Source organism: Saccharopolyspora pogona, from assembly GCF_014697215.1.
Classification (GTDB): Bacteria; Actinomycetota; Actinomycetes; order Mycobacteriales; family Pseudonocardiaceae; genus Saccharopolyspora; species Saccharopolyspora hattusasensis.
The window spans coordinates 583,959-601,736 of the sequence record NZ_CP031142.1 but is presented as its reverse complement, the minus strand read 5'-3'; the positions used below and the strand labels follow the sequence as shown (position 1 = coordinate 601,736).

The following is a 17,778-nucleotide window of genomic DNA, read 5'->3' as shown; positions in this document are numbered from 1 at the left end:
TCCGCGCAGCTTGGTCGTGCGTGGGTGAGGCACCTTCGGGTGAGGCTGCTTTGTGACCGCACTGCGTGCGGCGGTCCCGGCACCTACCATCAGCGGCCGGCCTGGAGGCGACCAGTTGCGCAGTTCGGTGCCCCGCAGGTGATCGCCGCACGCCACGGTGCCGCGATCTCCCACGTCAAACCGCACGGTGCGCTCTACGGCCTGGCGGTCAAGGACGACGTCGTCGCCGAAGCCGTGGTTAGAGGCCTTCGCCGCTGCGGTCCCCGGCGTGCGGGTCGTGCTCCTGGCGGGCCGGTCGCCGAACGTCTCGCCGAGCGGGGGTTCCCATGGTGCGGGAGGCGTTCGCCGGCCTGGACTACGACGAATCCGGGCACATCATCATCGAGCCGGATCCCGGGGCCAAGTCCCCGCAGCGCTGCGGGGACCAGGCGGTGGCGGTGCTCCGCGGCGAAGTGACCTCCGTCGCGGGCACGCCCATCGCGGTCGATGCCGACACGATCTGCCTGCACCGTGACCGACCGAATGCGGTGGAGATCGCGGAGGCGATCCGCGATCGGTTCGCCTCCGAGGGGGTGCGCCTGGCTGCGATGGCCGAGGTCGCGGACGCGCGGTCCTGAGTCAGCCTGCGGGCAGCAGGTGGTCCGATGGCTCGATGCGCGAATCGCCCAGGTGATCCCCTTCCGGGCTGAACGGCGGCACGGTGTGCGGCACGCAGTCGGCCACCAGCAACGAGTCCACCGCTCGCTCCTCGGGGCCGGCGCTCACCACCGCGGTACCGTTCGGCGCCCAGATGCCGGAATTGCCGCGGTACTCCCACTGTCCGCGTTCCGACACCTCCCAGCCCCGCCGATTGGCGTAGGCGACGAACACCCGCCACACGGCCGCCATCGCGGGGATGATGTGCTCGGTGGCATCGGGGTAGGGGACCAGCGTCGGAGTCCCGTCCTGGAGTGTGAAGTGCCGGTCAGCAGCCGTGGGACCGACGATCAACCGCGCACCGCGCCGGACCAGGCTCTGGTAGAGCGGCGGGAACTCGCACTCGTAGCAGTTGAGCAAGCCGACCGGGAATCCGTTCACCTCGACCACCGGAGGAATCTCTTCGCCAGCGGTGAAGTTCACGCGTTCGGCGGCGCCGTACAGGTGCGTCTTGCGGTAGTTGGCGATGAGCTCGCCGTCGGCGGCAATGGCCACCGAATCGTGCAAGGCACCGCTTTCCGCCCGTTCCACGTAGGGCAGGACGACTGCGACTTCGTGCAGCTTGGACAGCTTCCGGGCGAGTTGGACGGACTGGCCGTCGTACGGCTCCGCCAGCAGTTCGCACTGCTCCCGCCCGAGCGCGTAGCCGGTGTTGAAGCACTCGGGGAACGCGCAGAGCTGGCTCTCGTAGGCGGCCGCCAGGGCCAGAACTTCCTCCATCCTGGCGAGGTTCTCCGCCTTCGCGGTCGGTGAACCCGCCGGGTTCTCGCCCTGGAAGAGCGAAACCCGGATTCCAGCACCGGACCGTGGTGGTTCGCGGTCGACCAACCTGCTGATGATTCTGACGGGACGCATGGTTCTCCTCTCCGATCAATTCACAGTGGAGACGAACTCTTCAACAGCGGCCATGAAATCCTCGACCGCCTCTAGCGTGAAATCGCTGCGGACGACGATGCGCATCGTTTCGACGACGTCCGGTTCCGATGGAAGCGTGTAGACCGGCACCGCCCAGCCGCAGTCGGCCAGGTGCATCGCCAACCGCCGCAACTTGATCGGCGGCTCCGCGGTCAGTGCCACCACCGGCAGCTCGCTGCCGTCACCAAGCAGCCGGAACCGCCCGGTGTCGTGCAGGCGGGCGGCCAGCTGCCGCGCCAGCGACCTCGAACGCGCGTGCACGGCGCGGAAACCGGCGAATCCGAAGCGAACGAAGTTGTAGTACTGAAGGACCACGGGCGCTGCCGACCTGGAGAAGCTCAGCTCGTAGTGGGTGTCGTCGCTGCCGAGGTAGTTGATCCGAATCCCCAGTTCGGGGCGGCGCCGGCCCCGGTCGCACCACAGCAGCCAACCCAAGCCCGGCGGGACCATGCCCGACTTGTGGCCGGAGGCATTGATCGAAACCACCCGCGGGATGCGGAAGTCCCAGCAGAGCTCGGTGTCCAGGAACGGTGCGATGAATCCGCCGGATGCGGCGTCGACGTGCATGGGCACGTCGATCCCGCGCTGTTGGTCGAGCCTGTCCAGCTCGGCCGCGATCTCGGCGATCGGCTCGTAACGACCATCCAAAGTGGACCCCAGGATGCCGATCACGCCGATGGTGCCTTTATCGCACAGGTCCGCGGCCGCAGTGCCGTCGAGGGCCAGCCGACCGGCCATGGCCGGGGCGATCCGGGCCTCGACTCCCCAATGGCGGCAGAACTTCTTCCAGCAGGCGTGCGCGCCGGCACCCATGACGAGGTTCGGGCGGGACAGCTCGCCCCTGGTGCGTTCCTGCCAGCTCCGCAGCAACGAGACCCCGGCCAGCAGAGCGGCCTCACTGGACCCCGTGGTGGCGCTGCCGACCACTCGTCGCGAATCCCCGTGCCACAGCGCGCCGATGATTCGCACGCATTCGCGCAGCAGTTCGTCCATCGCCGGGTACTGCTCGCGGTCGACCAGGTTGTAGTTCAGGTAGGCGCGGTAGAGCTGCTGGGCCTCCGGTTCGATCGATGTGGTGAGGAAGGTCGCGAGGTTCCGCTCCGGACGGCAGCCGCCGCGCAACCTGCCCGCCACGGCATTCAGCGCTGCATCCGCGTCCATTCCGAAATCCGGGATCCCGCGCCGAAGTTGCGTCGAGGAACATAACGGTTCCTCGGCCGCGTTCGCCAGAGCCGACATGGTTGAACACTCCTGTTGCTGGTGGTGTGCGACGACATCGGCCACGCTACGAGCGATCAGGAGCAATGCGCCATGAACAATTCGGCCCAGCGCTTTCGTACTAGTGCCGGACCCACCTAGTGCCGGACCCACCCAACCGTGCTGGGCCGTCCGGGGTATCTCCTGCGGCATTCGAGCGATTTGATCGCAGTTTCAGTTATCTCCGCTGGTCGCGTGGCGAAATAGGAAGTGCTGATCGACGAACCGGGTACCGGGCGACCCCGGCCGAACCGCCCGAGTGGAGGCATTTGATGGCCCGTTCCCACGACCGGGCGCTAGACCGGGCGATAACCGCTCTGCTGCACGAGGCCGTTGAGCATTCACGCGCGATGCGCCAGGTCCTGCACCAGGTCGGTCAGCTTGCTGCGCTCCGGATCGAGCTGACCCGACCAGACGAGAACGATGGTTTTCCCAAAATCGCTGCGAACGGCCACGTGCTGTCCCCGCTGACCAAGCGGGAACGGGAGGTGCTCGACCAACTCGTTCGCGGCCGCTCCAACAGGGAGATCGCACGATCGCTGGGCATATCGGAGCGCACGGTCAAGAACCACCTCCGCAACATCTTCACCAAGCTGGGCGTGGGCGATCGAACTTCAGCGGTCGTGAAAGCCCTGGGGAGCAACAGCTAGCCCGCTCCGCGGTGGCATGAGATCCGCAGAGCAACCCGAGTACCAGGCCAGCCGTACGAGTTGGCCGGCAACCGATGCAGGAGCAGGATGACCCTTTCGGCCGAGGTCGGGATTCACCTCGAGATCCCGAACGAGATACCGGTGCCTCAGGGGGCGTGCTCCGAGCCAGGACAGCTAGCCCGACTCACGCGACTCCCAGCTGAGTCGGGCACGCAGCGCTGCTGGGGCGGCGCCGTAGCGTACGGCGTCGGCGGCGATCTCGGGTTGATAGATAGATCGGCTCAACGCGCCGAGCTCCCCGCCTGCGTCGACGCGGTCCGCTAGTCCTTCCTGCGTCCATTTACCCGCCCAGGCTGGGTGCCGTCGTGGCCATCGGGCCTCCGCGCTGAGGCCGCGCTCCAGCGGTTCGAGGTCCACTTGGGAACGTTCGGAGATCCGCGCACGAGCAGCTGCCGTGTTCTCCGTCCAGCGAGCGGATCCGGTGCTGCAAGGAGCCAATCGGGGAACGCTGCGACCAAGCCGTCGACGGCGCGGCTCATCGCACAGCGCTGGAGTCGCTACAATGCAGCGGACGCCACTTACTGCTCCTTTCGACGGATAGGCGGTCGTGGACCAGGCCGAGTCACGGAGCCATCCCAGCGGGGATGATGCCGAAGGAGAAACCACGGCAAGACCGTCACCCCAGGATGGATGATCCAACTGCGACCCGCACCCTTCACCGGGTGCGGGGCGCGTTCGTCGTTTCCGGGGGCGGTCAGATGGTCAGGCTCCATTGATGCTTGCCGTGTGGTTCGTCGATCCACACCCACTGATCGCCCGCAGTGACGGTCAGGCCAAGGCAAAACCAGCCCGGTTCACCCGCAGCGCGCCACATTTGGTGCGCTTCCTCGACCGCCAGCCATAGCGGTGTCGGCCCGCTCTCGGTCACCGACCATGTCCCATCGGGCGTGGGTTCGAGCATCACGAACGCGTGCGACCCGTCCGGCGCGGTGATCGTCCCGGCCGTGGGCTGACGCGTGTCGGGGTCGAACCTCATCCCGTGCCGGACGCCGTTCGGCAGTCCGGTGAAGTGCGCCAGGAACCAGACCACCCGGTTGTGTTGCCACGGGTCCGGCGGCGTGTTCGTGGTCCTGGTGCGCGCGCCTGCGTCGGTTGGTGGGTGCAGCGTGCGGGGCTGTTCGTGTTGGTGGCGCATCTGCATGAACGTCGCCCACCGGTCTGTGAAGCGCCCCTCGATCCGGTCACTGTCCCGGCGCAGCAGCACGAGATTTCCCGCGGTCGGGCCAGCCTTGATGTCGGCCAGAAGCAACCCACCGTCGCTAAGCTGGTCGCACCATGCTCGCGGCACCGTCGGCACCGAGCACGTCGCGATGATCCGGTCGAACGGCGCGTACTCGCGCAGTCCTTCGGCGCCGTCGCGTGTGACGAGCGTCGGGTGGAGTCCGATCGACGCGAGGCGTTCCCGGGCCGGGTCGATAAGTTCGACGTCGAGGTCCACGGAGAACACCCGCTCGGCACCGAGCCGGTGCGTCAGGAGTGCAGCGTTGTAGCCGGTTCCGGTGCCGATTTCCAGCACGGTGTGGTCGTCGTGCACGTCGAGGGTTTCCAGCATCCGCACCATCAGGTCGGGTTTGGTGCTGCTGGAAATGCTCTCGTGGTGCGTGCCGCGGTCGGCCAGCGCAGTGATCAGCGTTGTTGGCGAATACACCCGGTCAAGGCCACTCGGCGAGGCCACGTCGACCGAATGCCATTCGCCCGTGGTGCCCTGCTCGTAGACCTTCGGCACCAGCACGTGCCGCGGTGTCGCGGCTACCGCGGCCTTCCACGCCGGGTCGGTCAGGTCGCCGCGCGCTTCGAGTTCGTCGGCGAGTGCCTGGGCGCGGGATTCCCACGCCGTATCGAGTTGGGCAGTCATGGTCGCCCTTCCGTGAGTAGGTCGGCAAGTACGCTCGTCAACGGCACGCCGGTCGCGGCTTCGATCCATCCATACTGGCCACCGGGGTTGATCTCCAGGAAGACCCACTCACCCGACGGGGTTACCACAAAATCCAACGCCCCGTACACGAGCCCGAATGCCCGCATGAGCGAGTGAATCCCCTTGCTCACGGCGGCCGGCGGTTCGATGACGTCGTAGGTCAAGGCGTCGTAGTCCGAACGCCAGTCGACGTACGAGGCCGCGTTGCCCGCATGGATCGCCACCACCGTCATGTGCTCGCCCATGACGATGACGCGCGCCTCGAAGGCTTTCGGCACCCACCGCTGCACCATGTGCGTGGTGACCTCGATCCCGCGCAGGTCCGCGAGATCGTCCTCACCGAGAACCCCGGTCCACGACAGTTTTCGGGTGCCCTCTTCGGAAATCGTGTTCGAGCCCAACAGCTTCGTGATCGTGTGCCCCTCAGCGGCGAAGCAGCGCACGGTGTCGGCCTCGTTGGTGATGACGGTGTCGGGCACCGTCAGCCCGCACTCGCCCGCCCGGACGAGCTGGACCGGCTTGTACGCAGCATCGGCCATGCGCGCCGGGTGGTTGACCCAGAACGCGGAAAGGCTCGACAGCACTCCGCCGAGTCCGTACTTCGCTTCGAGGAACGCATGGTGCCGTTCCGGCTCCGACAGGGCGTCGGGCATCTGGTACGCCTCAGGGCTGCGGTACCACACCGCGTGCACGTCTTCCAGCTCCACGCAGTGGGCCGGTGTTCGCAGGTACCCGGACCAACGTCCCCTGCGCAGCCCAGCGGAAACGCTGAGCTGCGCAGGGAACCACGCCGTGTTCACCCGGCACATCGGCGTGCCACGGTCCCGCAGCGCGGTCACCATCGCATCGGCCGACGGGTCGAGATCACGTGCGAGGATCAGAACCGTCATACAGGCAGCCCCGGCGCATCCGGCGCGAAGTCATACACGTAGTCCTCGCTGGGGCCTTCGTCACCGTCGTTGCCCGTGACCGAGTCTGCCGACGGGTCCATCCGCAGCTCGTTGAGCCCGATCCCGTCGAGGTCGACGGCAATCTGCTGCTCGTGGTCGTAGCGCCACGCGGGCAGCGGTTCCACTGTCTTGTTCGACAGCGTCGACATGGCACGCAGACCCCACGGCCGGACACCCTCGCCCGACACCGGGTCGGTGTTGTTCGGCGTGCCAACGGGCGACCGAGCGGGAACTGCGCGCTATCAGACGCGATCGGGTCGTGCGCGAACCGTGTCATCGTTTCGGCAGGCATAACGCCATCCTCTCCAATTGATCCCTACTACCTGACGATCACACGCCATCGGCGAGCCGGGGCTGACCGATGCCGTGCGAATCCCGAAGCGGAGACCGTTCTCCGCGCCGGGTGGGTGGATGGTCGGGTAACGTCGGGGGGCTTTCCGCTGCCCGACCATCCAGGTGTGGCCGGCTGCCCCTGGGAGACAACGAACCGGCCACGTGGATGTGGTGGAGACACCGGCCTTTTGGAGGAAGTGACGGTGCCCCCACCGGGCCTACAGACCTTCAAGCGCGGCAAGCAGCCGCCGCAGCATTCCGGGGTGCCGTGCCATCGCTTCCCGGTCATCGACCGGCAAACCAGACTCGACCAGTGGCAGGTGCCGGGTTTCGACCGCGGCGAGGTCCTCGTCCAGGTCCCCGCGGATCGTGACCTTGCGCAGCCGATGCCGGCCGCCGCTGGTCTCGGCTTCCACCCGTGCAACCAAGTACGAAACGGTCAATGCCCCCTCGCCGCCCCCTGCGTGGCGCGCCGGGGCGTAGTAGAACGTCGCCCACAGCGCGAGCCCGCCGACGCCGAGCAGGCACATTGCGACCAATGCGGCGATCATCGCTTTGCCTCCGATAGGTCGATCACAAGTGGTTCCGGCGTCTTCCCTTCACCGCGCAGTGCAGCGGCCACCGTCGTGAGCTGGTCGCCGAGTTGCCGGATTTCGTCGTCGCTCCATCGACCGCGCTCAACGTCGTCGGCGGCGTACCCGAGCATCAACACCGTTGCGCGGATCATGCGCCCGATGTGGGCGTGCTCGGCGCTCACCGCGCACCCACCGCCGGCGGCATGGGGCATTGGGCGAGCACGTGCGCCGCCACGTTGCAGTCCGGGCACGTGTCCCACAGCCAGGCGAGTTCGCTTGTGTCGACGCGGATTGGCCGGTTGCACAACGTGGTGACCTTGTCGTCGTCACGCCATCCGCCGGACCGGCGCTCGTCGCACGTCGCGTGCCGCAGGCCCCCGCCGGGTGTCCAGCTGAACGGGTGGGGTCGATAGGTGGCCATAACTCCCCCTAGTAAGTTGAGTCACAGCTGATGCGTTGGTGACATGGTGACACCAGAGTGTCACCTGTGTCACCAGGCGTGCAATGCCCCAATCGGGGACAGATCGCACCCAATTGAGATCCCCTATGCTCTGGTGCATGGCTGTCACCAACGGCACCACCCCCAAAGCACGCGCACTCGGCATGCGTCTGCGCGAAGCTCGCCAAGCCGCCGGTCTCACCGTGCGTGCCCTGGCCGCTCAGCTGGAGATGTCACACAGTGCGATCTCGCGATGGGAAGGCGGGAGCCGCAGCCCCGATACCGAAGACGTCGCCTCGTTCCTGACCGCCGTCGGCGTCACCGGCCAAGAGCGCGCCGAGTTGCTGAAGCTGGCGCGAGGCACCAACGACCCACATTGGTTGTCAGTGCAAAGTGGTGACAGGGATCGGCAGATGGCTGCGCTGCTGGGTTTCGAGCGCGGCGCCCAGCGCATCAGCGATGTGGCGCCGCTGCTCATTCCTGGCTTGCTTCAGACCGCCGATTACGCCCGCGCCATCATGGTGGCCGCCGATGTACCAACCTCGGAAATCGAAACTCGCGTAGCTGTCAGAGTGGGGCGCCGCGAGGTACTGACTCGGCGGCGTAATCCGGCGCACCTGGTGGCGCTCGTCGGCGAGTCGGCCATTCGGCAGAAGATCGGCACCCGTGACGTGGTGCTCGATCAAATGCACCACCTGCTGACCTGGGCCGATGTGTCCAACGTAGACCTGCGCGTCATTCCGGAGACGGCGGGTTGGACGCCGGCACTCGAAGGACCGTTTGTCCTGATCGACTTCGAAGAGGAACGGCCGATTGTGCACGTCGAGAACCGGCGCGCTGGGCTGTTCTTCCACGAACCCGACGACATCGAGGCGTACCGAAACGCCATCGATAAGGTGAAAAGTGTGGCGATGAGCCCGGCCGACACAACCAAGCTCATCGCCGATGTCATCGCTGAACTGGAGACGACAACATGACGATACCGCGTATGCCCGACGGGTGGCGTAAGTCCAGCTACAGCAGTTCGCAGACGAACTGTGTCGAGGTGGGCCGATTCGGCGACGGCGCCGCTATCCGCGACACGAAGAACCGCGCCGCCGGATACTTCACGACCAACGGCAAGCAGTGGGCCAACTTCATCAACGCGGTGAAGGAGAACAAGTTCGACGCCTGACCCTTCGCCAGCAGAACACCCCCGCTCGATCCGTGCGGGGGTGTTCGCGTTTCTGCCAGCAGTCAGAGGGCGGCACGTCAACCCGCAACGACCGTCTATTGTGGTCTTAAGGGAGCAGAATGGGAGCAGCGGCGACTAGACGGCGCTATGAGCCGCTAGCCGCCACGCTCCTCAAAAAATCACTTCCGTGTCGATCTCGACCTGTGCCCGTCGAGGATGAAGCTGGTGCGCTTGGTTTCTTGGTTTGGCCGATCTGTCAGGTCTGCCAGCACATCCGCGAGCGCTTCGGCGCCCACCTCGCTGTCGACCGGCTCGACGTGTTCCTCCGGGGAGTGCGAAATGCCAGAGGGGTTTCGGACGAAGAGCATCGCCGTCGGCACGAACGGCGCCAGCACTCCAGCGTCGTGGCCAGCACCGGTGTCCAGGATCGGGGCATCCGGGAGCACTCGTGCGATGCGGCGTTGAAGGCTTTGCTCGAAATGGGCCGTGGGGCTGAACGACTCTTCGCGGATCGCGACGGAACAGCCCTCTCGGGCCGCGGATCCGTGCGCTTCGTCCGTGATGGTCCGCACGAGCGCGCGTGCTACCTCGTCGTCCGGGTGCCGCACGTCGAGCCAAACGTCCACGGAGGACGCGATGACGTTGGTGCCACCTGGGACCGGCGCGATTCGTCCGACCGTCGCGCGGGCAGACGGCGTGGAACGTGCTGCGTCCTGGGCGGCCAGGACGATACGCGCCGCCACGGTCATGGGGTCGCGCCGGTCGGACATCAGCGTCGTTCCCGCGTGGTTCCCCTGTCCTGTCACGGTGAACCGCCACCGGCCATGTCCGATGATCGACGAGCCGATCGCCACGGGTTGGGCGAGGTCGACGAGGCCGCGCCCCTGTTCGACGTGCAGCTCGACGAATGCCCCGATCCGGCCGATCGCCTCCCGGTCCAGTCCCAGCCCGTTCGGGTTCAGGCCGTTTCGACCGACGACGTCGGCCAGGGTGTTGCCCTCCTCGTCCGTGAGGTTGAGCGCCCGCGCCACGTCCACGACCCCGGTCATGATTCCCGAGCCGAGACAAGCCAATCCGAACCGGGATCCCTCCTCTTCCGGGAAGACGGCGATGGCCAAGGGACGTTGTGGCTGGTGTCCTCGACCCCGAAGCAGGTCCACCGCAGCGAGCGCGGACGCGACGCCCAGAGGGCCGTCGAAGGCTCCGCCGCCCGGCACCGAGTCGAGATGGCTGCCCGTGACCACCGCGTCGGTTCGCTCCCCTGACGGGACGTCGAGCCAAGCCCACATGATGCCGTTGCGGTCGGTCTCGACATCGAGCCCCCGGGCGGCAGCCTCCGAGGTGAACCACGTCCGGAGGTCGAGCTCGGCGTTCGAGAAGACGGGACGCGAATACCCGCCTCGAACTGGGTCGGTACCGACATCGTGGATGCCGCGGAGCAACGACGTGACGGTGCTGGGCCGGTCAAGCATGGTGCGTCCCCTTCGTCGTGGGATCCGGGTTCGTTCGTGGCACGGGGCGGACGGCGCGGCTCAGCCGGACTTGACCGCAACGCGAAACTCCGGCGGCACGATGTGGGCGTCCGAAGCGTCTGCGGCACTCGCCAGGTCGGCGGTCAGGACACCGATCAGGGGTGCGAACTTCGCCCCGTGCCCGGAGCAGGGGGACACCACGGTGACCCCGTCGGCGCGGTCGAGGACGAAGTTCTCGTCGGGGGTGTTCGTGAACAGGCACGTGGTCTCGGCGTAGGGCTCCGCTGCCAGACCGGGGATGTTCTCCTGCACGTAGGAGGTAACTCGTCGGCGGTTACCGGGATCGACGACCTGGTCCTGCTGCGAGGCTGACGCCAGCCGCTTGCCCCCGTTGAACGCCGCGACCTTCTGGCCTCGGAAACCTGCGTCCTCGCCGCCCGGCAAGCCGTACACCTGGATTCGGTCGCTCTTGTAGATGAAGGTCGGCCATGGCGCGGCAGGCGAACTGCCCCCGGCGGCAGCCCGGTCCCGGTACGGGAAGTGGTAGGCCTGTTCCTGGCGGACCACCAACGACGGCATCCCGGACAGGAACCCGTGCGGGAGTGACAGTTCGGACAGCAAATCGGGCAACCAGCCGCCGGCGCACACCACAACTCGTTCTGCGTCAACGACGTCACCGCCGGTTGAGACCAGCCGGTAGCCGGCCCCAGCCCGAGCAGCCGACGCCACGTGCCAGCCCGTCTCAAGGCGTGCTCCGTGCGCCACGGCGAGGTCGACCATCGCCGCCACGGCGGCCTCGGCGTTGATCACGCCGGCGCCGGGGTGCCACAGGACGGGGGTGTCGAAGCGGAACTCCGGCCACCGCTCGGTGGCCCGCTGGACGCTCAACAACTCGTGGTCGATGCCGAGGTCGCCGAGGACCTGCGCGAGGTGTTCGGGATGGCGTTGCGCGCCGAAGTCGAGGGCACCGGTCGGCGTGATGAGCTCCCTGCCCGCGCTTCGTTCGACCTCGTCCCACAGCGGCTTCGCCGCCAGCATCAACCGGGAGTAGAGGTGCTCGGCGTAGGCGTAGCGGAGGATGCGCGCCGATCCGTGGGAGCTTCCACCGCGGTGGGCTGGAGTCGCCTGCTCGAGCAAGGTGACCTCGTGCCCCCGGGAGGCCAGCTGCCACGCGGCGGCGGAACCTGCCAGACCGGCACCGATGACGGCGTACTGCGACTGGAGTAGAGGCACGACGCGGCTCCGGAAGATCGTGGGATCGGGGTGGACGAGGATTATCAGACCTCGCGACATTCAGATCTGTCCAATACCTGTTCGTCGCGAACTGATACCCGAACCTTTTACAATCGGCTGGTGGACGTACGCCGCCTCCGGTACTTCATGGTCGTCGCCGACGAGCTGCACTTCGGCCGCGCGGCTGAACGCCTGCGCATCTCCCAGCCCCCGCTGAGCCACCAGATCCGCCAGCTGGAAGCCGAACTCGGTGTCGAGCTGTTCCACCGCACGACGAGGCGGGTGCGACTCACACCGGCAGGCGAAGAGCTGCGCAGACGGCTCGACGGACTCCTCGACGCCTTGGACGACGCCGTCACCGACCTGCACGAAGTGCGCGCGGGACGCGCCGGGAGGCTGACCGTGGGCTTCGTCAGCTCTGCCAGCTACAGCGTCATGCCCTTGGCCGTGCGGCGCTTCCGACAGGAGCTCCCCGGCGTCGAGCTCGTGCTCAGCCCCCTGACCAGTGGCCAGCAGTTCGACCAGTTGCACGACGGCACCCTGGACCTCGGGGTCGTCCGCGGCGGGGACGCGAGCATGGGCCTGCCCCTCCACGACCTCTACACCGAACAGCTGGTCGCCTGCCTGCCTTCGGACCACCGGTTGGCGTCGTACGCCGAGGTGACCCCCGAGGAGCTCGCCGGCGAACCCATGATCAGCTTCCCCCCGCGCGAGATGCCCGGGTTCGTCGCCCAGCTCCAGTTGATCTTCAGCAGCCCCGTGCCGTTCCCGAGGGTGACGCATCGGGTCGTCCACCAGGAGACCGCGCTGGGCTTCGTGGCCGCAGGCCTGGGGTTCACCGTTCTCCCGGAGTCGGTATCCCGATTCAAACCGGACGCGGTGCAGGTGGTTCCCATCTCCTCGCGACCCACCACCACGATGATGGTCGCAGCCCCGCCCGGGGGTTCCCCTGCACATGCTGCTGGCGCCGCCTTCCAGGAATACCTGCGCAGCGCCGCCCACGAGGCGCTCAGCGGCCGTGCACCCGGAAGCCCGGAGCGCAGCGGGCAACATTCCGGCTAGAACCGAGGCGGCGGTGCGCACCCGAGCCACCTCGGATCGAAACCCTTGAACACCAACACGTTCGCCGCATCCAGGTGCGGGCCGGGATGCCGCGCGCACGGCATCCCGGCGAATGTCACCTGGTCGGTTCTGACGCACGACTCCCGGTGCTGGCCGGTGCTCGGCGGATGAACAGGAGGGGCAGGGCCAGGGCGAGTACCGCGATACCGCCCCAGATTCCGGCGATGGCCCAGCTCGCGCCCGCGAGCGCGAGCACCGGGGTGAACGTCACCGCCGTCACCTCGACCGGGAGGAGCGGCAGGTAGGCGATGGCGAAGTCCTCCAGGGTCCGGGAACGCAGCCGCGGGTCGATGATGCGCAGCAACGCGATCCCGGTCGAGACCGAACCGGTCGCCCAGCCCCAGGTGAAGATCTGCTTCTCGAACCAAGCGTCGCCGAGCATTCGCGGCGCGACACCGAGGCCGAGCAGCAGGCACAACGCCAGTCCGACGACGAACAGGACTAGCAGCGGCAGCCAATAGCCGGCGACGAAGCTCGGCACGATCGAGGCGATGCCGCAGACCACGAGCACATCGGTAGCGCTGCCCGAGATCGACTTGAGCGACTCGGGGTCGACGAACCGACGCGTCTTGGTGGCCGACAGCAGCCCGCGCAGGACCAGCCCGACCACGAACGCGATCGAGAACAGCGGGAACGACACCGACGGGAAGACCTCGCCGAGGAGCGTGTTGACCCCGTACGCCGCTGCGGAGATCACCAGGACGATCGAGGCCTGGAAGCTCAGCGACTCGATCGAACCGCCCGAGAAGGTGTGCGTGCCGATAGCCGGCCGCTCCTCGTCCGTGCGGAGGACCCCGGTGCGGAGGTGCTCGGGCAACGCGCTCAGCCCTTTGAACTCCTTGGCGTACCCGCGTTTCGCTCCGGTCTTGGCCTGGATGATGCCGCCGACAATGCCGACGAGCAATCCGACGGTCGCGGACGTGAAGGCCAGCGACTGCGCTTCCGTCCAGCCGCCCTCCCCGAAGACCGTGCCCATCGCCGCGGCCGAGCCGAACCCGCCGGCCCATCCGGCGAACAGCAGCAGGCCGAACCCGTCGTGCGTGCCGAACAGCGGGCCGAGCACCAGCAGACCGAGCACGACGCCGACGACGATCTGGGCCGCGTAGAACGCAACGCCGTAACTCGCGAACCCGGCCACCGAGCGACCGAGCCGCCGGAGGTCGACGTCGTCGGTCAAGGACAGGCAGGCGAACACGACCACGATGAGCACCGACGAGTACGCGCCGAGCTGCTTGGAGAAGGGCAGCAGGCCCAATCCCCCGGGCCCGAGCACGAGCCCGAGCACACCGGCGAGCACGCTGGCCGGAACCATCAAGGTCTGGAGCGGTCGGATGGTCGCCCGCAGTGTGGCTCCGACCACTAGGAGAAGGCCGATCAGGCCGGCGTCGACGAGCAGCGACCAAGCTGAGTAATCCACGGGACTCCTACGGTGTTGGTTGCGGGTGCCTTCCCGAGGCGTATCCGGCGTCGGGGGCGGTGGGATGATTCGCGCTGCTGCGAGCGGGGTCGTCCCCGCCGAAACCGAGCGCCTGCTGGGCGGACCGGAAGGCGCGCTCGACGACCGGCAGCAACCCGAGCGGATCCCGACTGGCGACCCGCGCACGCAGCGGCGAGCGCGTGGTCGTGTCGGGAAGCGGCAGGAAGCGCACGCCGGGCCAGGACGTGAGCCCGAGGATCTCGGAGACGATCGCCACGCCGTGCCCGGCCGAGACCAGACCCAGCATCGCCTGCTCGCTCTGCACGTGGGCCACCGGTTCGGCGGAGAACCCGGCTTCGGCGCAGGCCGCGGCGATTGCGTCGAAGGCGACCGGGGCGCGGTCCCGGGCGAACAGCACGATCCGCTCCGTGGCGACAGAGCGCAGGGATGCGGTGTCGGCCTCCGCCAGGGGGTGATCAAGCGGAACGGCCAGCAGGAGCCGTTCGTCGGCGAGCACGATGTGGTCCGGGGCGTCGTCCGCCCAGTCCCGGAGGATGGCCAGGTCGATGCGCCCGGCTGCGAGGGCGTGCCGCTGCTCGGAGCTGCCAAGGTCGACCACCACGGGATCCCACTCCGCCAGTTCCGGCAGCAGCGCCGGGAGCAGGGCGGGGAATGCGGAGGTCACCGCGGCGATCCGGACCGGGGTGCGGCCCGCGTCCCCGCGCACCAGCGTCTTGGTCTCCGCGGCCCTCCGGAGCAGGAAAATCGCCTCCGGGTAGAGGACGTCGGCGGCGGAGGTGGGCCACACGGAGCGGCTGGTCCGCTCGAACAACCGCACCCCGAGTTCGTGCTCGAGGTTGGCGATCGCCTGGCTCACCGGAGGTTGCACGGTGTGCAGGCGTCGCGCCGCAGCGGTGAAGCTGCGTTCCTCGTACACGGCCACGAAGTGGCGCAGCAGCCGGAGCTCCACGTCAGCCCCCGAACCGGTCCGGCGCGAACAGCGAGATGTCGTGCTGCTGCGGCAGTCCGAGGGCCAAGCGGGCCGCGATCTCGCCGAACGCGGGCGCGAGCTTGAAGCCGTGGCCGGACAGCCCCGCGACGACCGCCACACCGGGCCGGACTGCCCCGATCACGGCCCGCCGGTCCGGGGTGTAGGAGTCCATGTGGACGGAGTGCCGGCTCGGGTGCGCCGGCAGGTCCGGCACCAGGGCGTGGACCTCGCGGCCGACCCCGGAAAGGGCGCTCGGTTCCAGGAAGCGGGTCAGCTCGGCAGGATCGTCGATCGAGCCCCAGGCGTCGGCCCAGCCCGCCTTCACCAAAGCGCCGTCCACGCTCGGGATGCCGAACAGGTGGACGTCCCCGAGGTCGCGGATGAAGCCGGGGAAGACCTCCGGTGCGTACTGCTTCGGATTCTCCGGGGCGAACCAGGTCAGCACCAGGGGGCGGATGTCGATGAACTCCCTCAGTTCCGGCAGCAGCTGCGCCGCCCAGGCCCCCGCGGTGATGACGACGTGCTTGGCGGTGCGGACACCCCGCGCGGTCGAGACCCGCACGCCACCGGGAACTGCCTCGATCCCGGTAACCGGGGCGTTGTCGATCAGCTCAGCCCCCGCTCTCCGCGCCCGGCGCAGCGCTTCCTGCACCGCGGACTCGGGCCGCAGCACACCACCGAGCCGGTCGAGAACGCCGATCTCATCGGTGATCGACCCGTGCTGTGGGAACCGGCTCTGCAGCTCGGCTGCGTCGAGCACCTCGTGCGGAATGCCGTGCTGCTGCACCGAAGCGAGCACGTTGCGCATCGGCGCGATCGTCGGAGCGCCGATCGACAGCACCCCCGAGGGATGGAACAGGGTCCGCTGCCCGCCTTGCTCCAGTTCCTGCCAGAGGTCGCGGGCCTGGAGCAGCAGCGGGACGTACTCGGGGCTCTCGTGGTACCCGGTGCGGAACAGCCGCGACTCGCCCGCGTAGCCCCCGGCGTCGTGCCCGAGCGCGTGCCGCTCCACGCCGACGACCCGCGCACCGTGGATCTCGGCGAGGCGCCAACTGGTCATCGCCCCCACGCTGCCGAGCCCCACCACAATGACGTCTGCATCCATGGACGGGGATTCTCAACTCCCCCGACGAATCGCTGCAATACCTCATCGATATGAAAAGGCAGTAAAGCTATAGCCGATCTTTTATAGATCGCCCTGTGGCCCCGCACACCCGGCGGCCGTGGGGCGCGTTGGAATTCCACTAGTATTCGAGCCTGGAGTTAGTCGTGGCGAGCTGCGGACTCGCTGCCCGCCGGCGGGAAGGTGAACCCGTGCCCAAGCGCGATCGTTCCGTCATGGACCAGGCTCACAAGGAGCTCAAGCGCAAGATCGTCACGCTGCAGGCCCGCCCCGGCGAGCGCCTGGACGACATCAGCTTGGCCGAAGAACTCGGCCTGAGCCGGACCCCGGTGCGCGAGGCGTTGTTCCGCCTGAGCTCGGAAGGCCTGGTCAACGTCGGCCCCAAGGGTGGCTTCACGGTGCGTCCCCTCGACCTGGTGGACATCGCCGAGCTCTTCGAGGCCCACATCGTCGTGGCGCGAGCGACCGCGCGGCTGCTGGCGGCCCGCGCCACCGAGGGGAACATCGAGGACCTCGCGAGGGCGAATACCGAGGTCAACGAGGCGATCAAGGCGGGCTCACCGGCGGCGATCTCGGCGGCGAACGCGCACCTGCACCGACTGGAAGCGCTGCATGCGCGCAACGAGCACCTCCGCAGCTTGGCGTGGCCGATCCACGATCAGGGCCAGCGCCTCGCGTACCTGAGCTTCGGTGGGGACGCCGGGCTCGCCGCGGACCTCGTCTCGCACTTCAAGCGCACCTGCAAGGACCACGAGGAGATGCTCGCGGCGGTGCGCGATCACGACGCGGACGCGGCCGAGCAGATCGCTGCCAGGCACGTCCACCTGTTCCGGGACAGGGTCGTGGAGTTCCTCCAGACCCGCACGGTGGACGGCATCGAACTGGCGGGCGAGCTGCCTGCCACCCCGCTGGTGCCGCACGACTCCTGAACCCATCCGCCGCCCGGCCCCAGCCGAAGACCCCGCGTCGCCCCAGGTGACGCGGGGTCTTGTGTTCTGGAACACCCCGGGGTAGTTTTCGTATACGGTTCGAATTCCAAATGAGCCGACCGGGTGGTACGAACCCGAAGCGGCCCTCGAGCCCGTCGCCAACGGCCCGCTCATGACTCCGGCCGGCCGGCGAAGTCCGCGATCTCCAGCGGGTGCGCACGTTCCAGGCCGCCCGACGATCGAGCTGACGCGAAAGGGTGCTCAGCGATGGAAGACCTCTACACCGTGCCGCGCGGTGTCCGACTCGACAGTGACTGCGTCCGATCCGCGCTCGCCGGTGTTGGCATCGACTCGTTCTCGTACGTGGCCAATGGCGCCCTGAACCACGTCTTCCTGCATCGTCGGTGCGGGTCGAAGCTGTCCGTTGTCGCGTGCAACACGACGAGGCGCCTGAGCGAGGTCGTCGGCGACACCATGCTGTGGCTCACGGTGTGCAGGGTCGCAGCCGATGCCGAACTTTCCCCTTC

At 67.9% G+C, this 17,778-nt stretch carries 20 protein-coding genes and 1 pseudogene; 7 read left to right on the top strand and 14 right to left on the bottom strand.

Annotated features, from left to right (window positions below):
* Positions 1–24: 24 nt before the first annotated feature.
* Together DL519_RS49640 and DL519_RS48300 are read left to right on the top strand one after the other, a co-directional pair.
* Positions 25–207 (top strand): annotated as a pseudogene (locus tag DL519_RS49640) (LamB/YcsF family protein); the annotation flags it as partial.
* Positions 208–326: 119 nt separating this feature from the next.
* Positions 327–617, top strand: a complete 291-nt coding sequence (locus tag DL519_RS48300) for a LamB/YcsF family protein (RefSeq protein WP_263399556.1) — start codon at positions 327–329, stop codon at positions 615–617.
* Between the two features lies 1 nt (position 618).
* Here the strand turns inward: DL519_RS48300 and DL519_RS02235 are convergent, their stop codons facing one another.
* Positions 619–1,551 carry a nitrilase-related carbon-nitrogen hydrolase gene (locus DL519_RS02235; protein WP_190812671.1) on the bottom strand — a complete coding sequence of 311 codons (933 nt, stop codon included), beginning with the start codon at positions 1,549–1,551 and terminating at the stop codon, positions 619–621.
* Positions 1,552–1,566: 15 nt separating this feature from the next.
* Positions 1,567–2,850 carry a glutamate decarboxylase gene (locus DL519_RS02230; RefSeq protein ID WP_190812670.1) on the bottom strand — a complete coding sequence of 428 codons (1,284 nt, stop codon included), beginning with the start codon at positions 2,848–2,850 and terminating at the stop codon, positions 1,567–1,569.
* A gap of 290 nt (positions 2,851–3,140) precedes the next feature.
* On the opposite strand from DL519_RS02230, the gene DL519_RS49345 reads away from it, so the two are divergent.
* Entirely contained in the window at positions 3,141–3,518 is a 378-nt protein-coding gene (locus DL519_RS49345) for a response regulator transcription factor (protein ID WP_317891342.1), read from the top strand.
* 174 nt (positions 3,519–3,692) lie between these two features.
* On the opposite strand, the gene DL519_RS02220 is transcribed toward DL519_RS49345, so the two are convergent.
* The 7 genes from DL519_RS02220 to DL519_RS02190 all read right to left on the bottom strand — a co-directional run bounded on the left by DL519_RS02220 (position 3,693) and on the right by DL519_RS02190 (position 7,772).
* Complete coding sequence (locus tag DL519_RS02220) at positions 3,693–3,935, bottom strand: hypothetical protein (protein WP_190812669.1); 243 nt, start codon at positions 3,933–3,935, stop codon at positions 3,693–3,695.
* Between the two features lie 337 nt (positions 3,936–4,272).
* A complete protein-coding gene (locus DL519_RS02215; protein ID WP_190812668.1) occupies positions 4,273–5,433 on the bottom strand; it encodes a methyltransferase domain-containing protein in 1,161 nt (386 codons plus the stop codon).
* Positions 5,430–6,383 (bottom strand): ATP-grasp ribosomal peptide maturase, encoded by a 954-nt coding sequence (tgmB, locus tag DL519_RS02210; protein ID WP_190812667.1) that lies wholly within the window; start codon positions 6,381–6,383, stop codon positions 5,430–5,432. Before tgmB ends, DL519_RS02215 begins: the two co-directional genes overlap by 4 nt.
* A complete protein-coding gene (tgmA, locus tag DL519_RS02205; RefSeq protein WP_223838357.1) occupies positions 6,380–6,631 on the bottom strand; it encodes a putative ATP-grasp-modified RiPP in 252 nt (83 codons plus the stop codon). Before tgmA ends, tgmB begins: the two co-directional genes overlap by 4 nt.
* Before the next feature lie 363 nt (positions 6,632–6,994).
* Positions 6,995–7,327 carry a hypothetical protein gene (locus tag DL519_RS02200; RefSeq protein ID WP_190812666.1) on the bottom strand — a complete coding sequence of 111 codons (333 nt, stop codon included), beginning with the start codon at positions 7,325–7,327 and terminating at the stop codon, positions 6,995–6,997.
* Entirely contained in the window at positions 7,324–7,533 is a 210-nt protein-coding gene (locus tag DL519_RS02195) for a hypothetical protein (protein ID WP_190812665.1), read from the bottom strand. The genes DL519_RS02200 and DL519_RS02195 overlap by 4 nt, the downstream gene beginning before the upstream one ends.
* On the bottom strand, positions 7,530–7,772 hold the full coding sequence (locus tag DL519_RS02190; RefSeq protein WP_190812664.1) for a hypothetical protein: 243 nt from the start codon (positions 7,770–7,772) through the stop codon (positions 7,530–7,532). Before DL519_RS02190 ends, DL519_RS02195 begins: the two co-directional genes overlap by 4 nt.
* Positions 7,773–7,909: 137 nt before the next feature.
* On the opposite strand from DL519_RS02190, the gene DL519_RS02185 reads away from it, so the two are divergent.
* A complete protein-coding gene (locus DL519_RS02185) occupies positions 7,910–8,767 on the top strand; it encodes a helix-turn-helix domain-containing protein (RefSeq protein WP_190812663.1) in 858 nt (285 codons plus the stop codon).
* Complete coding sequence (locus DL519_RS02180) at positions 8,764–8,964, top strand: DUF397 domain-containing protein (protein WP_190812662.1); 201 nt, start codon at positions 8,764–8,766, stop codon at positions 8,962–8,964. Before DL519_RS02185 ends, DL519_RS02180 begins: the two co-directional genes overlap by 4 nt.
* 179 nt (positions 8,965–9,143) lie before the next feature.
* Here DL519_RS02180 and DL519_RS02175 read toward each other — a convergent pair whose 3' ends face one another.
* Positions 9,144–10,436: an allantoate amidohydrolase gene (locus tag DL519_RS02175; protein ID WP_190812661.1), complete on the bottom strand. Its 1,293-nt coding sequence runs from the start codon at positions 10,434–10,436 to the stop codon at positions 9,144–9,146.
* Between the two features lie 60 nt (positions 10,437–10,496).
* The gene (locus tag DL519_RS02170; RefSeq protein WP_223838356.1) at positions 10,497–11,669 is read right to left on the bottom strand and encodes an FAD-dependent oxidoreductase; all 1,173 of its coding nucleotides are present in this window, start codon (positions 11,667–11,669) and stop codon (positions 10,497–10,499) included.
* A gap of 120 nt (positions 11,670–11,789) precedes the next feature.
* Between DL519_RS02170 and DL519_RS02165 the strand changes: the two genes are divergently transcribed.
* Positions 11,790–12,731 carry a LysR family transcriptional regulator gene (locus DL519_RS02165; protein WP_190812659.1) on the top strand — a complete coding sequence of 314 codons (942 nt, stop codon included), beginning with the start codon at positions 11,790–11,792 and terminating at the stop codon, positions 12,729–12,731.
* A 115-nt stretch (positions 12,732–12,846) separates the two neighbouring features.
* On the opposite strand, the gene DL519_RS02160 is transcribed toward DL519_RS02165, so the two are convergent.
* From DL519_RS02160 to solA, 3 genes are read right to left on the bottom strand one after another with little or no spacing between them, the layout of a single operon-like run.
* Complete coding sequence (locus DL519_RS02160) at positions 12,847–14,208, bottom strand: sodium/glutamate symporter (protein ID WP_190812658.1); 1,362 nt, start codon at positions 14,206–14,208, stop codon at positions 12,847–12,849.
* Positions 14,209–14,215: 7 nt separating this feature from the next.
* Positions 14,216–15,178 (bottom strand): LysR family transcriptional regulator, encoded by a 963-nt coding sequence (locus DL519_RS02155; RefSeq protein ID WP_190812657.1) that lies wholly within the window; start codon positions 15,176–15,178, stop codon positions 14,216–14,218.
* A 1-nt stretch (position 15,179) separates the two neighbouring features.
* Positions 15,180–16,304 carry an N-methyl-L-tryptophan oxidase gene (gene solA / locus DL519_RS02150; protein WP_190812656.1) on the bottom strand — a complete coding sequence of 375 codons (1,125 nt, stop codon included), beginning with the start codon at positions 16,302–16,304 and terminating at the stop codon, positions 15,180–15,182.
* Positions 16,305–16,513: 209 nt separating this feature from the next.
* On the opposite strand from solA, the gene DL519_RS02145 reads away from it, so the two are divergent.
* On the top strand, positions 16,514–17,251 hold the full coding sequence (locus DL519_RS02145) for a GntR family transcriptional regulator (protein ID WP_223838355.1): 738 nt from the start codon (positions 16,514–16,516) through the stop codon (positions 17,249–17,251).
* Positions 17,252–17,778: the final 527 nt, after the last annotated feature.